General features: G+C 51.0%; 11 protein-coding genes. 9 read left to right on the top strand and 2 right to left on the bottom strand.

The genetic code is table 11. The features are described from left to right. The first annotated feature begins 69 nt into the window (after window positions 1-69). Both GS398_RS13120 and GS398_RS13115 read left to right on the top strand, forming a co-directional pair. Window positions 70-1,758, top strand: coding sequence for an amino acid permease (locus tag GS398_RS13120; protein WP_160907260.1), 1,689 nt, complete (start codon window positions 70-72; stop codon window positions 1,756-1,758). Window positions 1,759-1,933: 175 nt separating this feature from the next. Then, window positions 1,934-2,500: a MarC family protein gene (locus GS398_RS13115; RefSeq protein WP_160907259.1), complete on the top strand. Its 567-nt coding sequence runs from the start codon at window positions 1,934-1,936 to the stop codon at window positions 2,498-2,500. A 164-nt stretch (window positions 2,501-2,664) separates the two neighbouring features. Here GS398_RS13115 and GS398_RS13110 read toward each other — a convergent pair whose 3' ends face one another. Then, window positions 2,665-3,846, bottom strand: coding sequence for an RsmB/NOP family class I SAM-dependent RNA methyltransferase (locus tag GS398_RS13110; RefSeq protein ID WP_237488188.1), 1,182 nt, complete (start codon window positions 3,844-3,846; stop codon window positions 2,665-2,667). After that, on the bottom strand, window positions 3,837-5,366 hold the full coding sequence (gene guaA / locus GS398_RS13105) for a glutamine-hydrolyzing GMP synthase (protein ID WP_160907258.1): 1,530 nt from the start codon (window positions 5,364-5,366) through the stop codon (window positions 3,837-3,839). Before guaA ends, GS398_RS13110 begins: the two co-directional genes overlap by 10 nt. A gap of 53 nt (window positions 5,367-5,419) precedes the next feature. On the opposite strand from guaA, the gene GS398_RS13100 reads away from it, so the two are divergent. From GS398_RS13100 to GS398_RS13070, 7 genes are all read left to right on the top strand, one after another. Then, window positions 5,420-10,990: an alpha-2-macroglobulin family protein gene (locus GS398_RS13100; RefSeq protein ID WP_160907257.1), complete on the top strand. Its 5,571-nt coding sequence runs from the start codon at window positions 5,420-5,422 to the stop codon at window positions 10,988-10,990. Window positions 10,991-11,360: 370 nt separating this feature from the next. Next, the gene (gene spt / locus GS398_RS13095; protein ID WP_160907256.1) at window positions 11,361-12,566 is read left to right on the top strand and encodes a serine palmitoyltransferase; all 1,206 of its coding nucleotides are present in this window, start codon (window positions 11,361-11,363) and stop codon (window positions 12,564-12,566) included. After that, window positions 12,563-13,684 (top strand): hypothetical protein, encoded by a 1,122-nt coding sequence (locus GS398_RS13090; protein WP_160907255.1) that lies wholly within the window; start codon window positions 12,563-12,565, stop codon window positions 13,682-13,684. The genes spt and GS398_RS13090 overlap by 4 nt, the downstream gene beginning before the upstream one ends. Then, complete coding sequence (locus GS398_RS13085) at window positions 13,681-14,679, top strand: NAD-dependent epimerase/dehydratase family protein (protein WP_160907254.1); 999 nt, start codon at window positions 13,681-13,683, stop codon at window positions 14,677-14,679. Before GS398_RS13090 ends, GS398_RS13085 begins: the two co-directional genes overlap by 4 nt. A 79-nt stretch (window positions 14,680-14,758) precedes the next feature. Next, window positions 14,759-16,084: an inositol-3-phosphate synthase gene (locus tag GS398_RS13080; protein WP_160907253.1), complete on the top strand. Its 1,326-nt coding sequence runs from the start codon at window positions 14,759-14,761 to the stop codon at window positions 16,082-16,084. A 3-nt stretch (window positions 16,085-16,087) separates the two neighbouring features. Further along, window positions 16,088-16,525 carry a GtrA family protein gene (locus tag GS398_RS13075; RefSeq protein WP_160907252.1) on the top strand — a complete coding sequence of 146 codons (438 nt, stop codon included), beginning with the start codon at window positions 16,088-16,090 and terminating at the stop codon, window positions 16,523-16,525. After that, window positions 16,522-17,244 carry a CDP-alcohol phosphatidyltransferase family protein gene (locus GS398_RS13070; RefSeq protein ID WP_500784538.1) on the top strand — a complete coding sequence of 241 codons (723 nt, stop codon included), beginning with the start codon at window positions 16,522-16,524 and terminating at the stop codon, window positions 17,242-17,244. Before GS398_RS13075 ends, GS398_RS13070 begins: the two co-directional genes overlap by 4 nt. The last annotated feature ends 45 nt before the right edge of the window (window positions 17,245-17,289 follow it).

The following is a 17,289-nucleotide window of genomic DNA, read 5'->3' as shown; positions in this document are numbered from 1 at the left end:
TAAATTTATTTTAATTAGGTTTGGATTCAGACTAATAAAAATCTTATCGAAACACATTAACTCTTAATCATGAATTTCAGAAAGTCAATTACTGTACTTTTAGCTGAGGCGGCAGAGACCGGAGAGGGCTCCCTTAAGCGAACGCTTGGGGCAACCAACCTGGTTGCACTTGGTATCGGGGCAATTATCGGTGCGGGATTATTTTCGATTACTGGAGGCGCTGCGGCCAATAACGCAGGTCCTGCCATTACTATCTCTTTTATCATTGCAGCAATAGGCTGTGCGTTTGCAGGGTTGTGCTATGCAGAATTTGCATCTATGATCCCCGTAGCCGGCAGTGCATATACGTATTCTTACGCCACCATGGGCGAATTTGTAGCCTGGATCATCGGCTGGGACCTTGTGCTGGAATACGCCGTTGGAGCCGCCACCGTTTCGATAAGCTGGAGCAGGTATTTAGTTAAATTCCTCGGTTATTTCGACCTGCATCTGCCGGTGGGGCTTACCATGTCGCCCTTCGATTCAGTTACATTGGCAGACGGAACGGTCGTAAGCGGCGGGGTAAACCTGCCCGCGGTCTTTATCGTGATATTGATGTCGCTGGTGCTTATCAGGGGCACTAAAGAATCGGCTTTCATTAACGGGTTGATCGTCGCGCTTAAAGTTGTCGTGGTATTGATCTTTATCATCCTCGGCTGGAGCTTCATCCACACAGAAAATTATACGCCATATATCCCGGAGAATACCGGCACGTTCGGCGAGTTCGGGTTTAGCGGGATCGTACGCTCGGCAGCCATCGTATTCTTTGCCTACATCGGTTTTGATGCCGTGTCTACCGCGGCACAGGAGGCGAAAAACCCCGGCAAGGATATGCCTAAAGGGATTTTGATCTCCCTGCTTATCTGTACCGTACTCTACATTTTGTTCGCGCATGTAATGACCGGTGTAGCCAACTACACTGACTTTAAAGGCCAGGACGGAATTGCGCCGGTAGCTGTCGCGATAGATCATATGGGCGCCGTAAATGCGGACGGCTCTATCACACCTGCGTTCCCGTGGTTAAACAAAGCCATCATCGTCGCCATTCTTGCCGGTTACGCCTCTGTAATCCTGGTGATGCTGATGGGCCAGTCACGCGTGTTCTTCTCTATGAGTAAAGACGGGCTGCTTCCGAAAGTATTCTCAAATGTGCACGCAAAATACAGCACTCCTGCTAAGAGCAACATGTTGTTCATGCTTTTTGTGAGCTTGTTCGCCGCATTCGTACCTGCACGGGTGGTAGGAGAAATGACCAGCATCGGTACACTCTTTGCATTCATCCTGGTTTGTATAGGTATTATTATTCTTCGGAAACGCATGCCGGAAATTCCAAGAGCGTTTAAAACACCTCTAGTACCGCTGATCCCGATCCTCGGTGTGGCAACCTGTCTCTTTATGATGGTGTTCCTGCCGCTTGATACCTGGATCAGGTTAGTGGTTTGGATGATCATCGGGCTTGACGTATACCTCTTCTACGGCATGAAAAACAGCTTACTATCTGATAACAACCCGGTTACGCTGTTAAAAAGCAGTCGTACCGTATCATTAATCGGCGTTAGCCTTACTGTGCTGCTGGCACTGATCGCAATAGCCCATCACCAGGTAGCAGAAACAGACGATTCCGCCTTGTTCCTTTTCTCAACCGGGTTCGCCGTGTTACACCTTTTCATCTATTTATACCGGGCTTTCGGAGTGAAATCTATCTCTGCCAAAGTATAAGCTAAAGCATGTTATAGATTTAAATCCGGGAAAGCCCCTTTAAGGAGGGGCTTTTTCTTGTTTAAAACCTCCTAAACGTTGTACGTTATACGTACGCATCCGGTGTTAATAAAGCGCAGCCACGTATAACGTACAACGTATAATTCCTACCTTTGTCCGGCATTAATCTATTAACATGTTCAGCTTCCGTGAGATCCTTTCCGTAACCATGATCCTGTTTGCGATCATCGACATTATCGGCACTATCCCGGTGATCATCCAGGTGCGTCAGCGGGCAGGGCATATCGAATCTGAGAAAGCATCCATAACGGTATTGATACTGATGATCGTGTTCCTGTTTATCGGTGACGAGCTGCTGAGCATTATCAATGTGGATATTAAATCCTTTGCCATCGCGGGCTCACTGGTGATCTTTTTTATCGCAATGGAAATGATCCTGGGAATCCGGATCTTTAAAGAGGAGGAGATCAGCTCCACTGCATCCATTGTTCCGCTGGCGTTCCCCCTGATCGCCGGAGCGGGAACAATGACGACCCTCCTTTCGCTTAAATCACAATACGCCACCGCAAATATCATCGTGGGCATTATCCTGAATACCATATTCGTTTATTTCGTGCTGAAGAATACACACCGCATCGAAAAACTGCTGGGTAAAACGGGGCTGGGTGTGCTCAGGAAGGCATTCGGGATCATCTTACTGGCGATCGCGATCAAGCTATTCAGGAGTAATACGGGGTTGTAGGGGTTAGACGTTTCTATCCCGGATATAGGGAAGTGCAGCTAATGTGCCGGAGGCGGGGTGCCAGGCCATGAATAGTTGGAAGTGTGATCAACTGTAATATTGCTGGCGTAAGGGTATAAGGCGGCTTCATATAGCATCAAATGATACTATCAAAGTTAATGTTTCTATCGCACAAATCTCGCCACAAACATCGTATCCGCTTTCTTCTCATAACCTTTTATCACCTGGCACGATTCAGTTGACAACCCGAGCGTTGTTGAAATGAAATCTACCATGTCTTCGTTCTCCTCCTTAAAAACGGAGCAGGTGATGTAAACCAGGGGTTTCCCCGGTTTGAGATATTTGGTTACGTTGTTCAGGATAGATTCCTGCAGGCCATGAAATCCCCTTATTCCTGTTTCCCTGAACTGGCTGAGCATTTCGGGGGTTCGTCCCCACGTGCCTGAACCCGAACAGGGCGCATCGAGGAGGATGCCATCAAAATGATAGTCGTGTAATACGGGTTGCGGGTCCTGTGTAAGGTCAAGGAGTTTTTTGTGGTATTTCGTAAGTCCCGAGCGCGCGAAACGTTCGTCGAGGTTGGCCAGTACGCTTTCGCGGATATCGGAAACGAGCAGCTTTATGGAGGGCTCCTGGTTAAACAGCAGCAACGACTTCCCCCCTGAGGCGGCACAGGCGTCCCACCAGTAATCGTGCGCGGCAGGCTTAAACCAGGCGCCGGTTTGCTGCGAAGAGAGGTCCTGCACTTCAAAATCGCGGCTATCCGCGAACAGGGGATCGAGCTTGGTGCCGTTCTCCAGCCGCAGGGTACCGGGGGCTTCTTCCGAGTATGTGATAGCTGCCGAATCCAGTACGGCTTTCACTTTCTTTTCTTTGCCGGGATGAATTCGGATAAAAAGATCCGGCTGAATAAAGAACGAGGCCAGGAAAGCTTCGCGGTCAATCCCGCGGGAAAGATGGGTATGGAACGGGAAAACGTCCGCTAACTTAAAGCCATAGTCTTGCGTTTCGAGCCAGCCGATCTTCCCGCGAAGCGGCAAACCTGCTTTCTCATAAAGCGCCGGTTTAAAATGAGCCAGGAAGGCGCTGTCGGTATTGCATAGAAATTCCGCCAGGAAGAGTCTTTCCTCCGGCGGCAGCGCATCACAGGCCCGGCCAAGCCGGAAATAAGTATATAACAACCTTGATGCTGAACGCCTGTCGGCCCCGCCCATTTGCTTGTTCTGCCTGAAATAGGCGGGCAGGAACTTCCCGACAGGACTATCTGCCGGGTAAAGCTCCAGGATCTTTAAAAACGTACGAAGGTGCTGTTCATGGCGCATAGTTTCGCGGGACGTTACTCCCATTCGATGGTTGCGGGGGGCTTCGAACTGACGTCATACACCACCCGGTTGATACCTTTTACGTTGTTGATAATCTCGTTGGAGATCTTGGCCAATAACTCATAGGGTAGGTGACTCCAGTCGGCAGTCATACCGTCAACCGAGCTTACCGCGCGGAGGCAGATCACGTGTTCGTAGGTGCGTTCGTCGCCCATCACCCCCACCGATTGCACCGGGAGGAAGATAGCTCCAGCCTGCCATACTTTGTCGTACCAGCCGCTTTCTTTCAGGTTATTGATGTAGATGGCATCGGCGTCCTGCAAAATGGCTACCTTCTCCGGGGTGATGTCATCCAGGATACGGATGGCCAGGCCGGGACCGGGAAAAGGATGCCTGCCGAGGATCAGCGGATCGATTCCAAGCGCTTTCCCTACCCTGCGCACTTCATCTTTAAACAAAGTATTGAGCGGCTCAACGATCTTCAGCTTCATAAAATCAGGAAGACCGCCTACGTTATGGTGCGACTTGATGGTGGCCGACGGGCCTTTTACTGAAACAGATTCGATCACATCGGGGTAGATCGTTCCCTGGCCGAGCCATGTCACGTCCTGCACTTCGTGCGCGGCATCATCAAACACCTCGATAAATACGCGGCCGATGGCTTTCCGTTTTTGCTCAGGATCTTTCAACCCCGCCAGCTGGTCCAGGAAGCGGTCCTTCGCGTTCACCCCGCGTACATTCAGGCCCATGTGCTGGTAGGAATCGAGTACGTCTTCGAACTCATTTTTGCGCAGCAGGCCGTTGTCGACAAAAATACAGTGCAGGTTCTCTCCTATGGCGTGGTGGAGCAGCACGGCGGCAACCGACGAATCGACGCCTCCCGAAAGTCCCAGCACTACCTTATCATTGCCGATCTTTTCTTTTAGTGCCGCAATGGTAGTTTCGATGAAAGAATCCGGTGTCCAATCCTGCGAACAACCGCATATCTCTACCAGGAAGTTCTCCAGCAGCTGTTTGCCATCCACGCTGTGGGTTACCTCCGGATGAAACTGTATGCAGTAAGTGTTGGTATCTTTAACGTGGTAAGCAGCCACTTTTACCGTGTCGGTACTGGCTATGATCTCGAAATTATCGGGTACCGCGGTAATGGTATCGCCATGCGACATCCACACCTGCGAGTTGAGGGGGATATTCTTTGTAAGCGCGTTGGCGCCGTCGATAAAATTAAGGTTCGCCCGACCATACTCCCTGATAGAGGACGGATTAACCTGGCCGCCCGAATGCAGGGCGATGTATTGCGCCCCGTAGCAAACGCCCAGCAGCGGGTACGCATCGCCGATGGCTTTAAAATCCACGTTCGGGGCATCTGCCTGGCGCACGGAATACGGGCTTCCGGAAAGGATCACTCCCTTTACGGCATCGTCAAAATCGGGGACATGGTTAAACGGATGGATCTCGCAATAGACGTTGAGCTCTCTTACTCTCCGGGCAATTAACTGGGTGTATTGCGACCCGAAGTCGAGAATGATAATTTTTTCCTGCATGGGCAAAGATAGAAAATTGTTCCCTACATTGGTAACAGATTAACCATTTGTTAATGAAAAATCCAGGCACCCGATATAGCTACACCAAAGTTGTTTTCCTGCTGTTATTAGCCCTTACCTTACCTGCCTGCCGCTATTTCCAGAAAGACCTGAAGCCGGATTCTGCCTATAGCCAGTTCCTGGAAGCGTATACATCGGGCACCATCTCCAAAAAATCGCCGATCAGGGTGCAGTTTGCGAGCTCGGTAACACTCGTGCATCCGCAGAACGGCGAAGCACCTGAGGTGTTCAGCTTCAGCCCGTCCATTAAAGGCAAGACTGTTTGGGTAACCGACCGCACGCTGGAATTCCGGCCGGATGAAGACCTCGACCCCGATAAGCGTTACGATGCCACCATCGAGCTGGCGAAAATCACCGAAGTGCCCGAAGAGCTGAAAACATTCGCTTTTGATTTTAAAGTGATGAAGCCCGGTGTGGAATTTAAAGAAGACGGTCTTAAAGCGATCAACAGCTCGTCGCTGGATTATATGAAACTTACCGGATCTTTGTCGTTTGCCGATACGGAAGATCCCAGGAAGATCGAAAAGGTCCTCACCAGCAGCTATTCAGGCGGGAAGATGAAGATCAAATGGGCACATGATCCCGAAACACGCGTTTCGAGCTACACCATCGACAGCATTCCGCGTAAGAAGACCGCTGAACCGATCAGCCTGAGCTGGGATGGCGATCCGATCGACGCCGAAGCGAAAGGGAGCACTTCGCTGGAGGTGCCTGCCGTAGGCGCTGATTTTAAAGTGCTTGATATCAAAGCCGTACAGGACACCGATCAATATGTGCTCGTGCAGTTCTCAGACCCGGTACTGGTGGCACAGGACCTGAACGGGTTGATCGGGATCGCCAACGTTACCGACCTGCGTTATACCATTGAAGGCAGCGAAGTGAAAGTGTACGCGCCCGATCAGTTGAACGGCAATTACTCCGTTACGGTAAATGAAGGCATCGAAAACATCCGCGCCCTGAAAACCGGCAAGGGAATGTCGGCGAACGTGAACTTCGAAAGCCACCTGCCTTCGGTGAGCATCCCGGGTAAGGGCATTATCCTGCCGGGTGCGGGAAAGCTTACATTCCCGTTCGAGGCGTCGAACCTCAGCGCGGTGGATGTGACCATTATCAAGATCTACGAAAATAATATCCCGCAGTACCTCCAGCGCAATACGATCGACGGCGAGCAGGAGCTGCGTCGTGTGGCCAGGCCGGTGGTCGAGAAAACCGTTCGCCTGGATGCCGACAAGAACCTGAACCTGCGAAAGAAGAACCGCTTTTCGCTAGATATCGACAAACTCCTGCGCACGGAGCCAGGCGCCATTTACCGGATCACCATCGGGTTCCGCAAAGCCTACGCCCTACAGGTATGTAACGGTTCGAAACCTGCGCCAGCTGAGGACAGCAATGAATATGAATATGACGGCGATGGCTATTATTCAGACTCCGGGAGCGATATCGACGAAGACGACGACTTCTGGAGCCGTTATGGCAGTTTTTACCCCGATAACTACAGCTGGGCCGACAAAGACGACCCCTGTACCGAATCTTATTACACCGGCCGGCGATGGGCATCGCGAAATGTGATCGCTTCCAACATCGGCCTGATCGCCAAAGAAGGCGCCAGCAACAGCCTGGTAATTGCGGCTACCGATATTCTCACCACGAAACCGATGAGCGGCGTGGAGCTCCGCCTGCTCGACTACCAGAACCAGGTGCTGCAAACCATCACCACTGACGGCGAGGGCCTTGCCCAGCTCAGCTTGAAGCGCAAGCCGTTCCTGCTGGTGGCCCAAAAAGGAGCGGAACGCGGCTACCTGAAGCTCGACGACGGCTCTTCGCTGCCCCTGGGGCGCTTTAACGTAAATGGCGACATCGTTCAAAAAGGTCTCAAAGGTTTTATCTACGGTGAGCGCGGCGTCTGGCGTCCCGGCGACTCCCTGTTCCTGAGCTTCGTGCTGGAAGACAAGGATAAAAAGATGCCCGCCGATATGCCGGTCACATTCGAGCTGTATAACCCGCAGGGACAGCTTACCCGGCAAATGATCAAAAGCAACCCGGTAAATGGGTTTTACAGCTTCCATACGGCTACGGAATCCACCGCCCCTACCGGGAACTGGAGTGCCAGGATCAAGGCGGGAGGCGCTCTTTTCCAAAAAACGCTGAAGATAGAAACGGTGATGCCTAACCGGCTGAAGATCAATTTCGATCTCGGCGGCCGCAGTTACCTCACCAAAGACGGGCCGGGTAAGGCTTCCCTTTCCGCTAAATGGCTTTTCGGCGCAACGGCGCAGAACCTGAAAGCGAAAGTTGACGTTACCCTCAAGCCCGGGAAAACAAGTTTCCCCGGTTTCTCCGGGTACGTATTCGACGATCCTACGGGTACCTTCGAGCCCGAGACTAAAACCATATTTGACGGCGGCCTTTCGCCTGCAGGCACCGCCGATATTGAAACCGGCATCAGCGCCGCGACAACCGCACCGGGTGTGCTTACTGCCAGCTTTAACACCCGTGTGTTTGAACCGGGAGGCGGCTTTAGCATCGATAATTTCAGTATTCCCTACCATATGTATGATGCCTACGCAGGGATCAGGTTTCCGAAAGGGGTCGGGTTTTCGGAAATGCTGTATACTGACCGCGACAATAACGTGTCTATTGTTTCGGTTAGCCCGGAAGGGAAACCGGTGGCCGGAAAACGGGAAGTGCAGGTTGAACTTTATAAGATACAGTGGCGCTGGTGGTGGGACCAGCAGCAGGAAAACCTGGGCAACTTTACGCAGGACCGGTATAACAAGCTGATCTCCGTCCAAAAGTTGACCCTGAACAATGGCGCCGGCCGGTGGAACCTGCGGGTGAACTCGCCCGAATGGGGCCGATACCTGGTGCGTGTAAAAGATCTTACCAGCGGACACGTTACAGGACAAACCGTGTACATGGATTGGCCCGGCGGCGCGAAGCGCGAGCTGGAAGGCAGCCAAACCGATGCCGCAATGCTTTCGTTCACCGCAGATAAACAAAGCTATAAAGCAGGGGAAGAAGTTACTCTTACTATTCCTTCCAGCGCAGGAGGCCGCGGCCTGGTAAGTATCGAAACCGGCAGTAAAGTACTTAAAACCTGGTGGATAGAGACCGAAAAAGGGCAAACGATCTATAAGTTTAAAGCGAAAAAAGAGATGGCGCCAAACGTGTATGTGAATGTTACGCTGCTGCAGCCGCATTCGCAAACGGCGAACGACCTGCCAATCCGCATGTACGGCGTGATCCCGCTGCTGGTGTCGGATCCCCAAACCGTCCTGAAACCGGTGATCAGCATGGCCGACGTGCTCAGGCCGGAGACTACCAGCACCGTAACGATTTCTGAAAGCGGCGGCAGGCCGATGACCTATACCATCGCCCTGGTAGATGAAGGCCTGCTGGACCTTACCCGTTTTAAAACCCCCGATCCGCACAGCGCCTTTTATGCCCGCGAAGCATTAGGCGTTAAAACCTGGGACCTGTTCGACCACGTGATCGGCGCCTGGGGCGGCGACCTGGAAAGGATCCTGAGCATCGGCGGCGACGGCATGAACCGCAATGTGGATCCCGCCAAGTCTAACCGCTTTAAACCTGTCGTAAAATTCCTCGGTCCCTTCCACCTGGAACCTGGCGAGAAGAGAATTCACCAGGTTAAATTGCCGCAATACGTCGGTTCGGTACGTATGATGGTAGTGGCCGGGGAGAACGGCGCTTACGGATCTGCAGAAAAAACCATACAGGTAAAGAAACCGCTCATGCTGCTCACCACTCTTCCGCGTGTAGCAGGCCCAGGCGAATCGTTCAAGGTACCTGTTACCTTGTTTGCCATGGAAAACCGGATCAGGAGAGTTAATGTTAGAGTGCTAGTTAACGGGCTGCTTTCCGGCGCGAAAGACTATGTAGTCGACTTTGAAAAACCCGGCGAAAAAATGATCGATGCAGATATCGCAGTTAAGAACCTTACCGGTGTTGGAAAGATTACGGTGATCGCTACAAGCGGTACGGAGCGCACGCAGGTCGAAACCGAACTGGTGATCCGCAACCCGAACCCGTTCATCACTTCGGTGGTAAGCGCCGAGCTTGACGGCGGGAAGAAATGGACGGGCGCCGTAAGCCCGCTGGCCAATGGCAGCACCTCGATCGAGCTTTCCGCCATCCCGGTGAACGTTGGGAAAAGGCTCGACTACCTGATCCAGTACCCGCATGGCTGCATTGAGCAGACCACTTCCTCGGTATTTCCGCAACTGCTGCTTGATAATGTAACCGACCTCTCCGGGCAGCAGAAAGCCACTATCGAACGGAACGTACGCGCGGGGATCTCCCGGATCAGGGGCTTCCAGACCGCTGACGGCGGGTTAGCCTACTGGCCCGGTGAGCGCGACGCCGACGAATGGGGAACTAATTATGCGGGGCACTTCATGCTGGAAGCGCAGGCGAAAGGATACAGCCTGCCTGCCGGCTTCATGGAACCATGGAAAAATTACCAGCGCGGCAAAGCGGTCCAGTGGGCGCCAAACACGAATAATTTCTACGGCGGCGACCTCATGCAATCCTACCGCCTGTACCTGCTTGCCCTTGCCAAGTCGCCCGAAATAGGTGCGATGAACAGGCTTAAGGAATTCGCTTACCTTTCACCGGCGGCGAAATGGCAGCTGGCAGCCGCCTATAAGCTGATCGGGCAGGCGGAAGTGGCAAACGCGCTGGTGCGCGGCCTGGATTACCATGTTAAGCCCTATAAACAGATGGGATATACCTACGGATCCGACATGCGCGATGAAGCCATCATCCTCGAAACCCTTACCTACCTCGGTAAACGTGCCGAAGCAAACAAGCTGTTAGTGTCTATTGGCGCCAGGCTGGCCACCGACAACTGGTACAGCACGCAGACCACGGCTTACGCGTTGATCGCTATCGCTAAGTATTGCGGCATTGCATCGCCGGGCAAGCGGATCCAGGCTACGTATACGCTTAACGGTAAAGTGCAGAGCGTGTCTACCGGCTCCTTTGTTTACCGCGCGCCGCTGGTATTGAAGGGCGGAAAGAACACGATAGCGGCGTCGAACCAGCTCAACGCAAAGTTATTTGTGAAAGTGATCTCGGAAGGGCGCCCCCCCGCAGGGACCATACTTCCTTCGGTGAGAAAGCCAGCGATATTGGTGATGAATGTAGCCTACAAAACACAGTCGGGAGCCAGGATCGATCCTGCCGCCTTACGCCAGGGCACCGACTTTGTAGCCGAAGTGACCGTCCGCAACCCGGGCAACAGGAGCGTTTACGAGCAGATGGCGCTCACACAGATCTTCCCGTCGGGTTGGGAGATCATCAATACAAGGCTTGCTGAGAACGACGAAACGCTTAAGCTGTCGCCATATACCTACCGGGATATCCGCGACGACCGGGTGCTGACTTACTTTAACATCCAGCCGGCGCAAACGCTCACCTACCAGGTGTTGCTTACCGCCGCATATGCAGGACGTTACTTCCTGCCACCCACCAGTTGTGAGGCGATGTACGATAACGACATCCAGGCGGTAGCTGCCGGTAAATGGGTGATCGTTACTAAATAACCATCCCAAAAAGAGTTCCGTGCGTATACCCGCGGAACTCTTTTAATCCTGCATGATTCTCCGCTGCCGGCCGTTGGCAATGCGGTTTTATCCGTCGTATTAAGCGCAGTAGATTTTATCTCCTGGCCAGGTAACATTTCGCCGCGGACGGGCGTCTTATACAGATCATCGGTAAGTCATTTTTTTATGCGCCGGGGATAGGCAAGGGCGGATAATAAGCAGGATAATTACCTTCGCCAGCCGCTTAAAAGATGCGGCAATAAATCGTTTATCTTTGTGAAATTCTCAAATAAAAATACGTGCAGATTACAAAAAGATATACTGTTTAAGTTACTTTACAATAAATTTGCGAAGAAATAACAGAAGGTTAATGCGTAAAAAATTACACGACCGGGTGGCTTCCTTCAAAGATGCATCCGATTTAAGAGAGAAAGGTTTATATCCTTTTTTCCGTGCCATTGAGTCAGGCCAGGACACCAGGGTGATGATAGACGGGAAGGAAGTGCTTATGTTCGGCTCGAACTCATACCTGGGCTTAACCAATCATCCAAAGATCAAAGAAGCGGCAAAAGCGGCCATTGATAAATACGGCACAGGATGTGCAGGTTCACGTTTTCTGAATGGCACACTCGATATCCACTTAGCGCTCGAGCGCAGGCTGGCACAATATGTGGGTAAGCCCGCGGCGGTTATTTTCAGCACCGGTTTCCAGGTGAACCTGGGCGTACTCTCCTGCCTTACCGGCCGTAACGACTACCTGATCCTCGACGAATACAATCACGCATCCATTATCGATGGCAGCAGGCTTTCGTTCTCCCGTGTGATCAAATACGCCCACAACAATATGCAGGATCTCCGGGTAAAACTGAGCCTGCTTCCCGAAGAGGCTACCAAGCTGATCGCGGTTGACGGTATTTTCAGCATGGAAGGCGATATTGTCAAACTGCCGGAGATTGTGGAGATCGCCGAGGAGTTTGGCGCGAACATCTTCGTGGATGATGCCCACAGTCTCGGGGTGATCGGCATGAACGGCGCGGGTACGGCGTCACACTTCAACCTTACCAACGAAGTAGACCTGATCATGGGCACCTTCAGTAAATCATTTGCGTCCCTGGGCGGTTTTATTGCCGGCGATGAAGATGTGATCGACTATATAAAGCACCGCGCACGTGCTTTGCTGTTCAGCGCGAGCATGACGCCGGCTTCAGTGGCCAGTGTGCTGGCGGCCATCGATATCGTGGAGTCGGATCCGGGCATCATCGATAAGCTTTGGGCCAATACAAACTATGCAAAGAAATTGCTTCTTGCCGAAGGATTTGACCTGGGGGGAACGGAAAGCCCTATCCTGCCTATCTACATCCGCGATAACGAAAAAACCTTTATGGTGACCAATTTACTCCAGGAGAACGGGCTGTTTGTAAACCCGGTAGTATCTCCTGCGGTTCCTTCAGATTCCTCCCTGATCCGTTTTTCACTCATGGCCAGCCATACGTTCGGCCAGATAGATGAGGCGGTCGATAAGCTCTCCAAAGCTTTTAAGGCGCTTAGCGTACCTTTAGTGAAAGAAAATATATGAAGCAAGTCCTTCGCGCCGATCTGAAAAAAGATCTGAAGCATTTTATCGATTTCCCACACGACCTTTACAAGGACGACCCGAACTATGTACCGGAACTGTTCATTGCGCAGCAGGATATGCTTACGCCTGGGAAACATCCTTTCCACGAGCATTCTACGGTCGATTTGTTCCTGGCGTACGACGGCGGAAAGGTGATCGGGCGCGTGGCTGCTATCATGAATAACAACCATAACAAGTTTAACGGTACCACCGATGGCTTTTTCGGCTTTTTCGATTGTATTAACGACCAGGAGACTGCCAATATGCTGCTCGACGCGGCAAAGGCGCGTATCAGGGAACTGGGCGCTACCAACATGATCGGCCCGGCTAGCTTTTCGAGTAACGATGTACTTGGTTACCTTATCGAGGGCTTCGACCGTCCGCCGGTGGCGATGATGCCCTACAACGCCCCCTACTACAACACGCTTTTTGAAAATTACGGCCTTTCCAAGAAGATCGACCTGCTGGCGTACGAGATCACCATCGGTGAGCAGAACGACAAGGCATTTAGGATGCTCGACCTGCTGGAAACACGTCTGCAGCGAAGCGGTATCACCATCCGTAAGATCAACCTTAAAAACTTTAAAGAAGAAGCTGCCAAATTAAGGGAGCTCTACAACACCGCATGGGATAAGAACCTTGGCTTTGTACCCATGACGCCAGCAGAGTTCGATTACCTGGCGAAGGATCTCAAGATGATCCTCGACGCGGATTACTGCCAGGTAGCAGAAAAAGATGGCAAATTCGTGGGTTTCGGCCTCGCCATTCCCGATATCAACCAGATCCTGAAAACCATTAAACGCGGCCGGCTGCTCCCGACCGGGATCTTTAAGCTGCTGTTGAACAAGAAAAAGATAAACGGCTTGCGCGTGCTTTGTTTAGGTGTAAATGAGGGATACCGCAAACTGGGCATCGAAGCCTGTATATACGGCCATTTCATTAAAAACTCCAAAAAAGGAAATATGAAAACCGCGGAATGCTCGTGGATGCTGGAAACCAATTACGTGATGAATCACGCGATCGAACAGTTAAACGGCAGGCTCTATAAAAAATACCGGGTACTCGAACAGGCGATATGAAGGAACGGGTATTGATTACCGGGGCATCCGGCTTTGTAGGATATCACCTTGTGCAGCAAGCGCTTCAGAAAAACCTGGAGGTATTTGCCGCCGTGAGGCCTTCAAGCAGGATCGACCACCTGCAATCGTCGCCCGTAAACTTTACCGCCCTCGCTTTTGATGACCCCGGACAACTGGAAAGAGAGTTAAAACGTCACCAATACCAGTACATCATCCATGCCGCCGGGCTCACCAGGGCTAAAACGCAGCAGGATTACGACCGGGTGAATGCCGATTTCAGCCGTAATCTCGCCGCCTCGGCCATGGCTTCGGGCGTTCCGCTGAAAAAGTTCGTTTTCATCAGCAGCCTGGCGGCTCTCGGGCCCTTGAAAGCCGGCGATACCACACCGATATCCTCCAGCCATCCCCCCCACCCCGTTACCGCTTATGGCAAGAGCAAACTCCTGGCAGAAAAGTACCTGGCAGAAATTCCCGGCTTACCGTTAACGGTGATTCGTCCTACCGCGGTTTACGGGCCGCGTGAGCGTGACCTGTTCATCCTGATCAATACGATCGCTAACGGATTTGAACCCTATATCGGCAGGAATAAACAGCAGCTTAGCTTTGTTTATGTAAAAGACCTCGCCGAAATCGTCGTAAATACACTTACTAAAACGGTAAATGCGGGCAACGCCTACAATATCTCCGACGGCGCTGCGTATGATAAATACAGGTTTGGCGAAATTACCCGTAAGTTGCTGGATAAAAGGACCGTTAAATTCCATATCCCACTGGTACTTGTAAAAGGCCTTGCATTTTTTATGGAGAAAGCTTACACGTTCAGCTCCGCTCCGCCGGTGTTGAACCAGGAAAAAATGCATGAGCTTACGGCGGAGAACTGGGTATGCAGTATCGCGGAAGCGAAGGAAGACCTGGATTTTGTTCCGAAGTATAACCTGGAAAGTGGTCTTGAGGAAACAATTAAATGGTATAGAGAAAACAAATGGCTTAACTGATACACAAAAGAAAATCTTACTTTTGCAAATTCTCTGTGCCGGAAACGTAAATTTAATATAATAGTAAACAAGAATAAATATGAAAGAATCAGTACAACCTGCTGAAGGTAAATTAGGTATCCTGATCCCCGGGTTAGGAGCTGTTGCAACTACCTTTATTGCGGGCGTAGAGGCAGTAAAAAAAGGTATTGCACAACCAATCGGGTCACTTACACAAACTTCGAACATCCGCGTAGGAAAACGTACCGAAAACAAGTATCCGAAGATCAAGGATTTCGTTCCCCTGACCGACCTTAACGACATCGTTTTCGGCGGATGGGACGTTTACAGCGACAACGTGTACGATGCCGCGATCAATGCGAAAGTGCTTGAGCCTGCCCTGTTAAACCAGATCAAGGACGAACTCAGCGCACTGGTTCCCATGACCGCTGCTTTCGACAAGCGTTTTGCCAAAAACCTCGACGGTACCAACGTAAAGACCTTTACCACAAAATATGACCTGGCCGAACAGCTGATCGCCGATATCCGCAACTTTAAAGCCGCCAACAACTGCAGCCGCCTGGTAATGGTTTGGTGCGGTTCTACCGAGATCTACCAGGAAGAAACCGAAGTACATACCACCCTCGCAGCTTTTGAGGAAGGATTACACAATAACCACCCTGATATCGCACCGAGCATGATCTATGCCTACGCTGCGGTTAAAGAAGGTGTTCCTTTCGCTAATGGCGCTCCTAACCTGTCGGTTGATATTCCTGCCATCGTAGAGCTTGCGAAATTAACTGAAACGCCTATCGCAGGCAAAGACTTTAAAACCGGCCAAACGCTGATGAAAACCATCGTGGCCCCAGGTCTCAGCGCAAGAGCACTTGGTGTAAGAGGCTGGTTCTCTACCAACATCCTGGGCAACCGCGACGGATGGGTGCTGGACGATCCGGATAACTTTAAAACCAAGGAAGTGTCTAAATTGAGCGTACTCGAAGAGATCTTCCAGCCGGAGATCAACCCGGAGCTGTACGGCGAACTGTACCATAAAGTCCGTATAAACTACTATCCTCCGCACGGCGATAACAAAGAAAGCTGGGACAATATCGACATCTTCGGATGGTTAGGCTACCCGATGCAGATCAAGATCAATTTCCTTTGCCGCGATTCCATCCTGGCAGCTCCTATCGTATTAGACCTGGCCCTGTTTATGGACCTCGCCAAACGCGCTAACATGAGTGGCGTGCAGGAATGGCTGTCTTTCTACCTGAAATCGCCGCAAACGGCCCCCGGGCTGAAACCTGAGCATGACATCTTCAAACAGTTGATGAAGCTTCAAAACACGCTGCGTCACATCATGGGCGAAGATCTGATCACGCACCTCGGATTGGATTATTACCAGGACCTGGTAGAGTCGATGTAGTTAATGAAGTTTTTAAGATCACAACTGGCTGCGTTCGCAGCGACTATAGTCGACTTCCTGGTGTCGATGCTGTTTCACGGGGTATTCGGGGTTTCCGTTATCACGGCAAATATCAGCGGCAATATTTCGGGAGGGATCACAAACTTTTACCTGGGACGTACCTGGGTATTCAATGAAAAAAACCATACAGTACATACCCAGTTCCTGCGGTATGTACTGGTTTGGGTTGGTAACCTGGTATTAAATACCGGCGGCGTTTTTTTGATGACAAATTACGGTCATGTAAAATTTCCGATCAGCAAGATCGTCGTGTCATTGATCATCGGGTTCTTTTATAACTATCTTTTACAAAACAGTTTCGTTTTTAAGAGCAGTGAAGAAGAGCAGGAAGAAGAAGAAGAAGAAGAAATATCGCAGCACATAAATATTAAGTACAAATGAGTATGGCAAATATTCCATTGCGAACCAAATTGCAATTGGGAATCTACAAGATCATCGATCCCTTTGTTATGCTTCTGATAAGGCTGGGACTCACTCCTAACGCAGTAACTTTCATAGGGTTGCTGCTAAATGTGGGTGTGGCCTTTATCTTTGTTTTCGGCGCCGAAGAAGGCAACCGGGGCGACCTGCGGTTTGTAGGCTGGGCCGGGTTCCTGGTACTCATAGCCGGGTTATTCGATATGCTCGACGGGCAGGTTGCACGCCTTGGCAATATGAAATCGGCGTTCGGAGCGTTATTTGACTCGGTGCTGGATCGTTATAGTGAACTGATCCTTTTCCTGGGTGTTTGTTATTACCTCATCGCACATCATTATTTTTTGAGCTCGCTTTTCGCGTTTATCGCGCTGATCGGCTCCATGATGGTGAGCTATACCAGGGCACGCGCCGAAGGATTGGGAATAGAACTGAAAGGGGGTGTAATGCAGCGCCCGGAACGTGTAGTAGTGTTGGGAACCTCGGCCTGGGCGTGCGGGATCGTTTCTTTGTATATAGGCGGAGATTATAAACTGTTTGTACCCGGAATTAAGTTTCATGTGTTCGAAACTATGTCAATATTCACCATTCCTATTGCAATTATGGCTATATTGACCAATCTGACGGCGCTTAGACGTTTGCTTGATGCAAAAAAAGCCCTGGAAGCAAAAGAATCACAACAATAAGCAGTAACATATTTGCTTCATGAAGAAAACTTATATATCAAATTC

Source organism: Hufsiella ginkgonis, from assembly GCF_009834915.1.
In the GTDB taxonomy this organism is placed as follows: Bacteria; Bacteroidota; Bacteroidia; order Sphingobacteriales; family Sphingobacteriaceae; genus Hufsiella; species Hufsiella ginkgonis.
The sequence above is the reverse complement of the archived record's forward strand: the minus strand, read 5'-3'. Positions and strand labels throughout refer to the sequence as shown.

Coding starts and splice junctions, on each gene's coding strand:
- GS398_RS13115 (WP_160907259.1), top strand. CDS start 1,934: ATGTTCAGCTTCCGTGAGATCCTTTCCGTAACCATGATCCTGTTTGCG.
- GS398_RS13075 (WP_160907252.1), top strand. CDS start 16,088: ATGAAGTTTTTAAGATCACAACTGGCTGCGTTCGCAGCGACTATAGTC.
- spt (WP_160907256.1), top strand. CDS start 11,361: ATGCGTAAAAAATTACACGACCGGGTGGCTTCCTTCAAAGATGCATCC.
- GS398_RS13080 (WP_160907253.1), top strand. CDS start 14,759: ATGAAAGAATCAGTACAACCTGCTGAAGGTAAATTAGGTATCCTGATC.
- GS398_RS13110 (WP_237488188.1), bottom strand. CDS start 3,846: ATGGGAGTAACGTCCCGCGAAACTATGCGCCATGAACAGCACCTTCGT.
- GS398_RS13090 (WP_160907255.1), top strand. CDS start 12,563: ATGAAGCAAGTCCTTCGCGCCGATCTGAAAAAAGATCTGAAGCATTTT.
- GS398_RS13070 (WP_500784538.1), top strand. CDS start 16,522: ATGAGTATGGCAAATATTCCATTGCGAACCAAATTGCAATTGGGAATC.
- GS398_RS13120 (WP_160907260.1), top strand. CDS start 70: ATGAATTTCAGAAAGTCAATTACTGTACTTTTAGCTGAGGCGGCAGAG.
- GS398_RS13085 (WP_160907254.1), top strand. CDS start 13,681: ATGAAGGAACGGGTATTGATTACCGGGGCATCCGGCTTTGTAGGATAT.
- GS398_RS13100 (WP_160907257.1), top strand. CDS start 5,420: ATGAAAAATCCAGGCACCCGATATAGCTACACCAAAGTTGTTTTCCTG.
- guaA (WP_160907258.1), bottom strand. CDS start 5,366: ATGCAGGAAAAAATTATCATTCTCGACTTCGGGTCGCAATACACCCAG.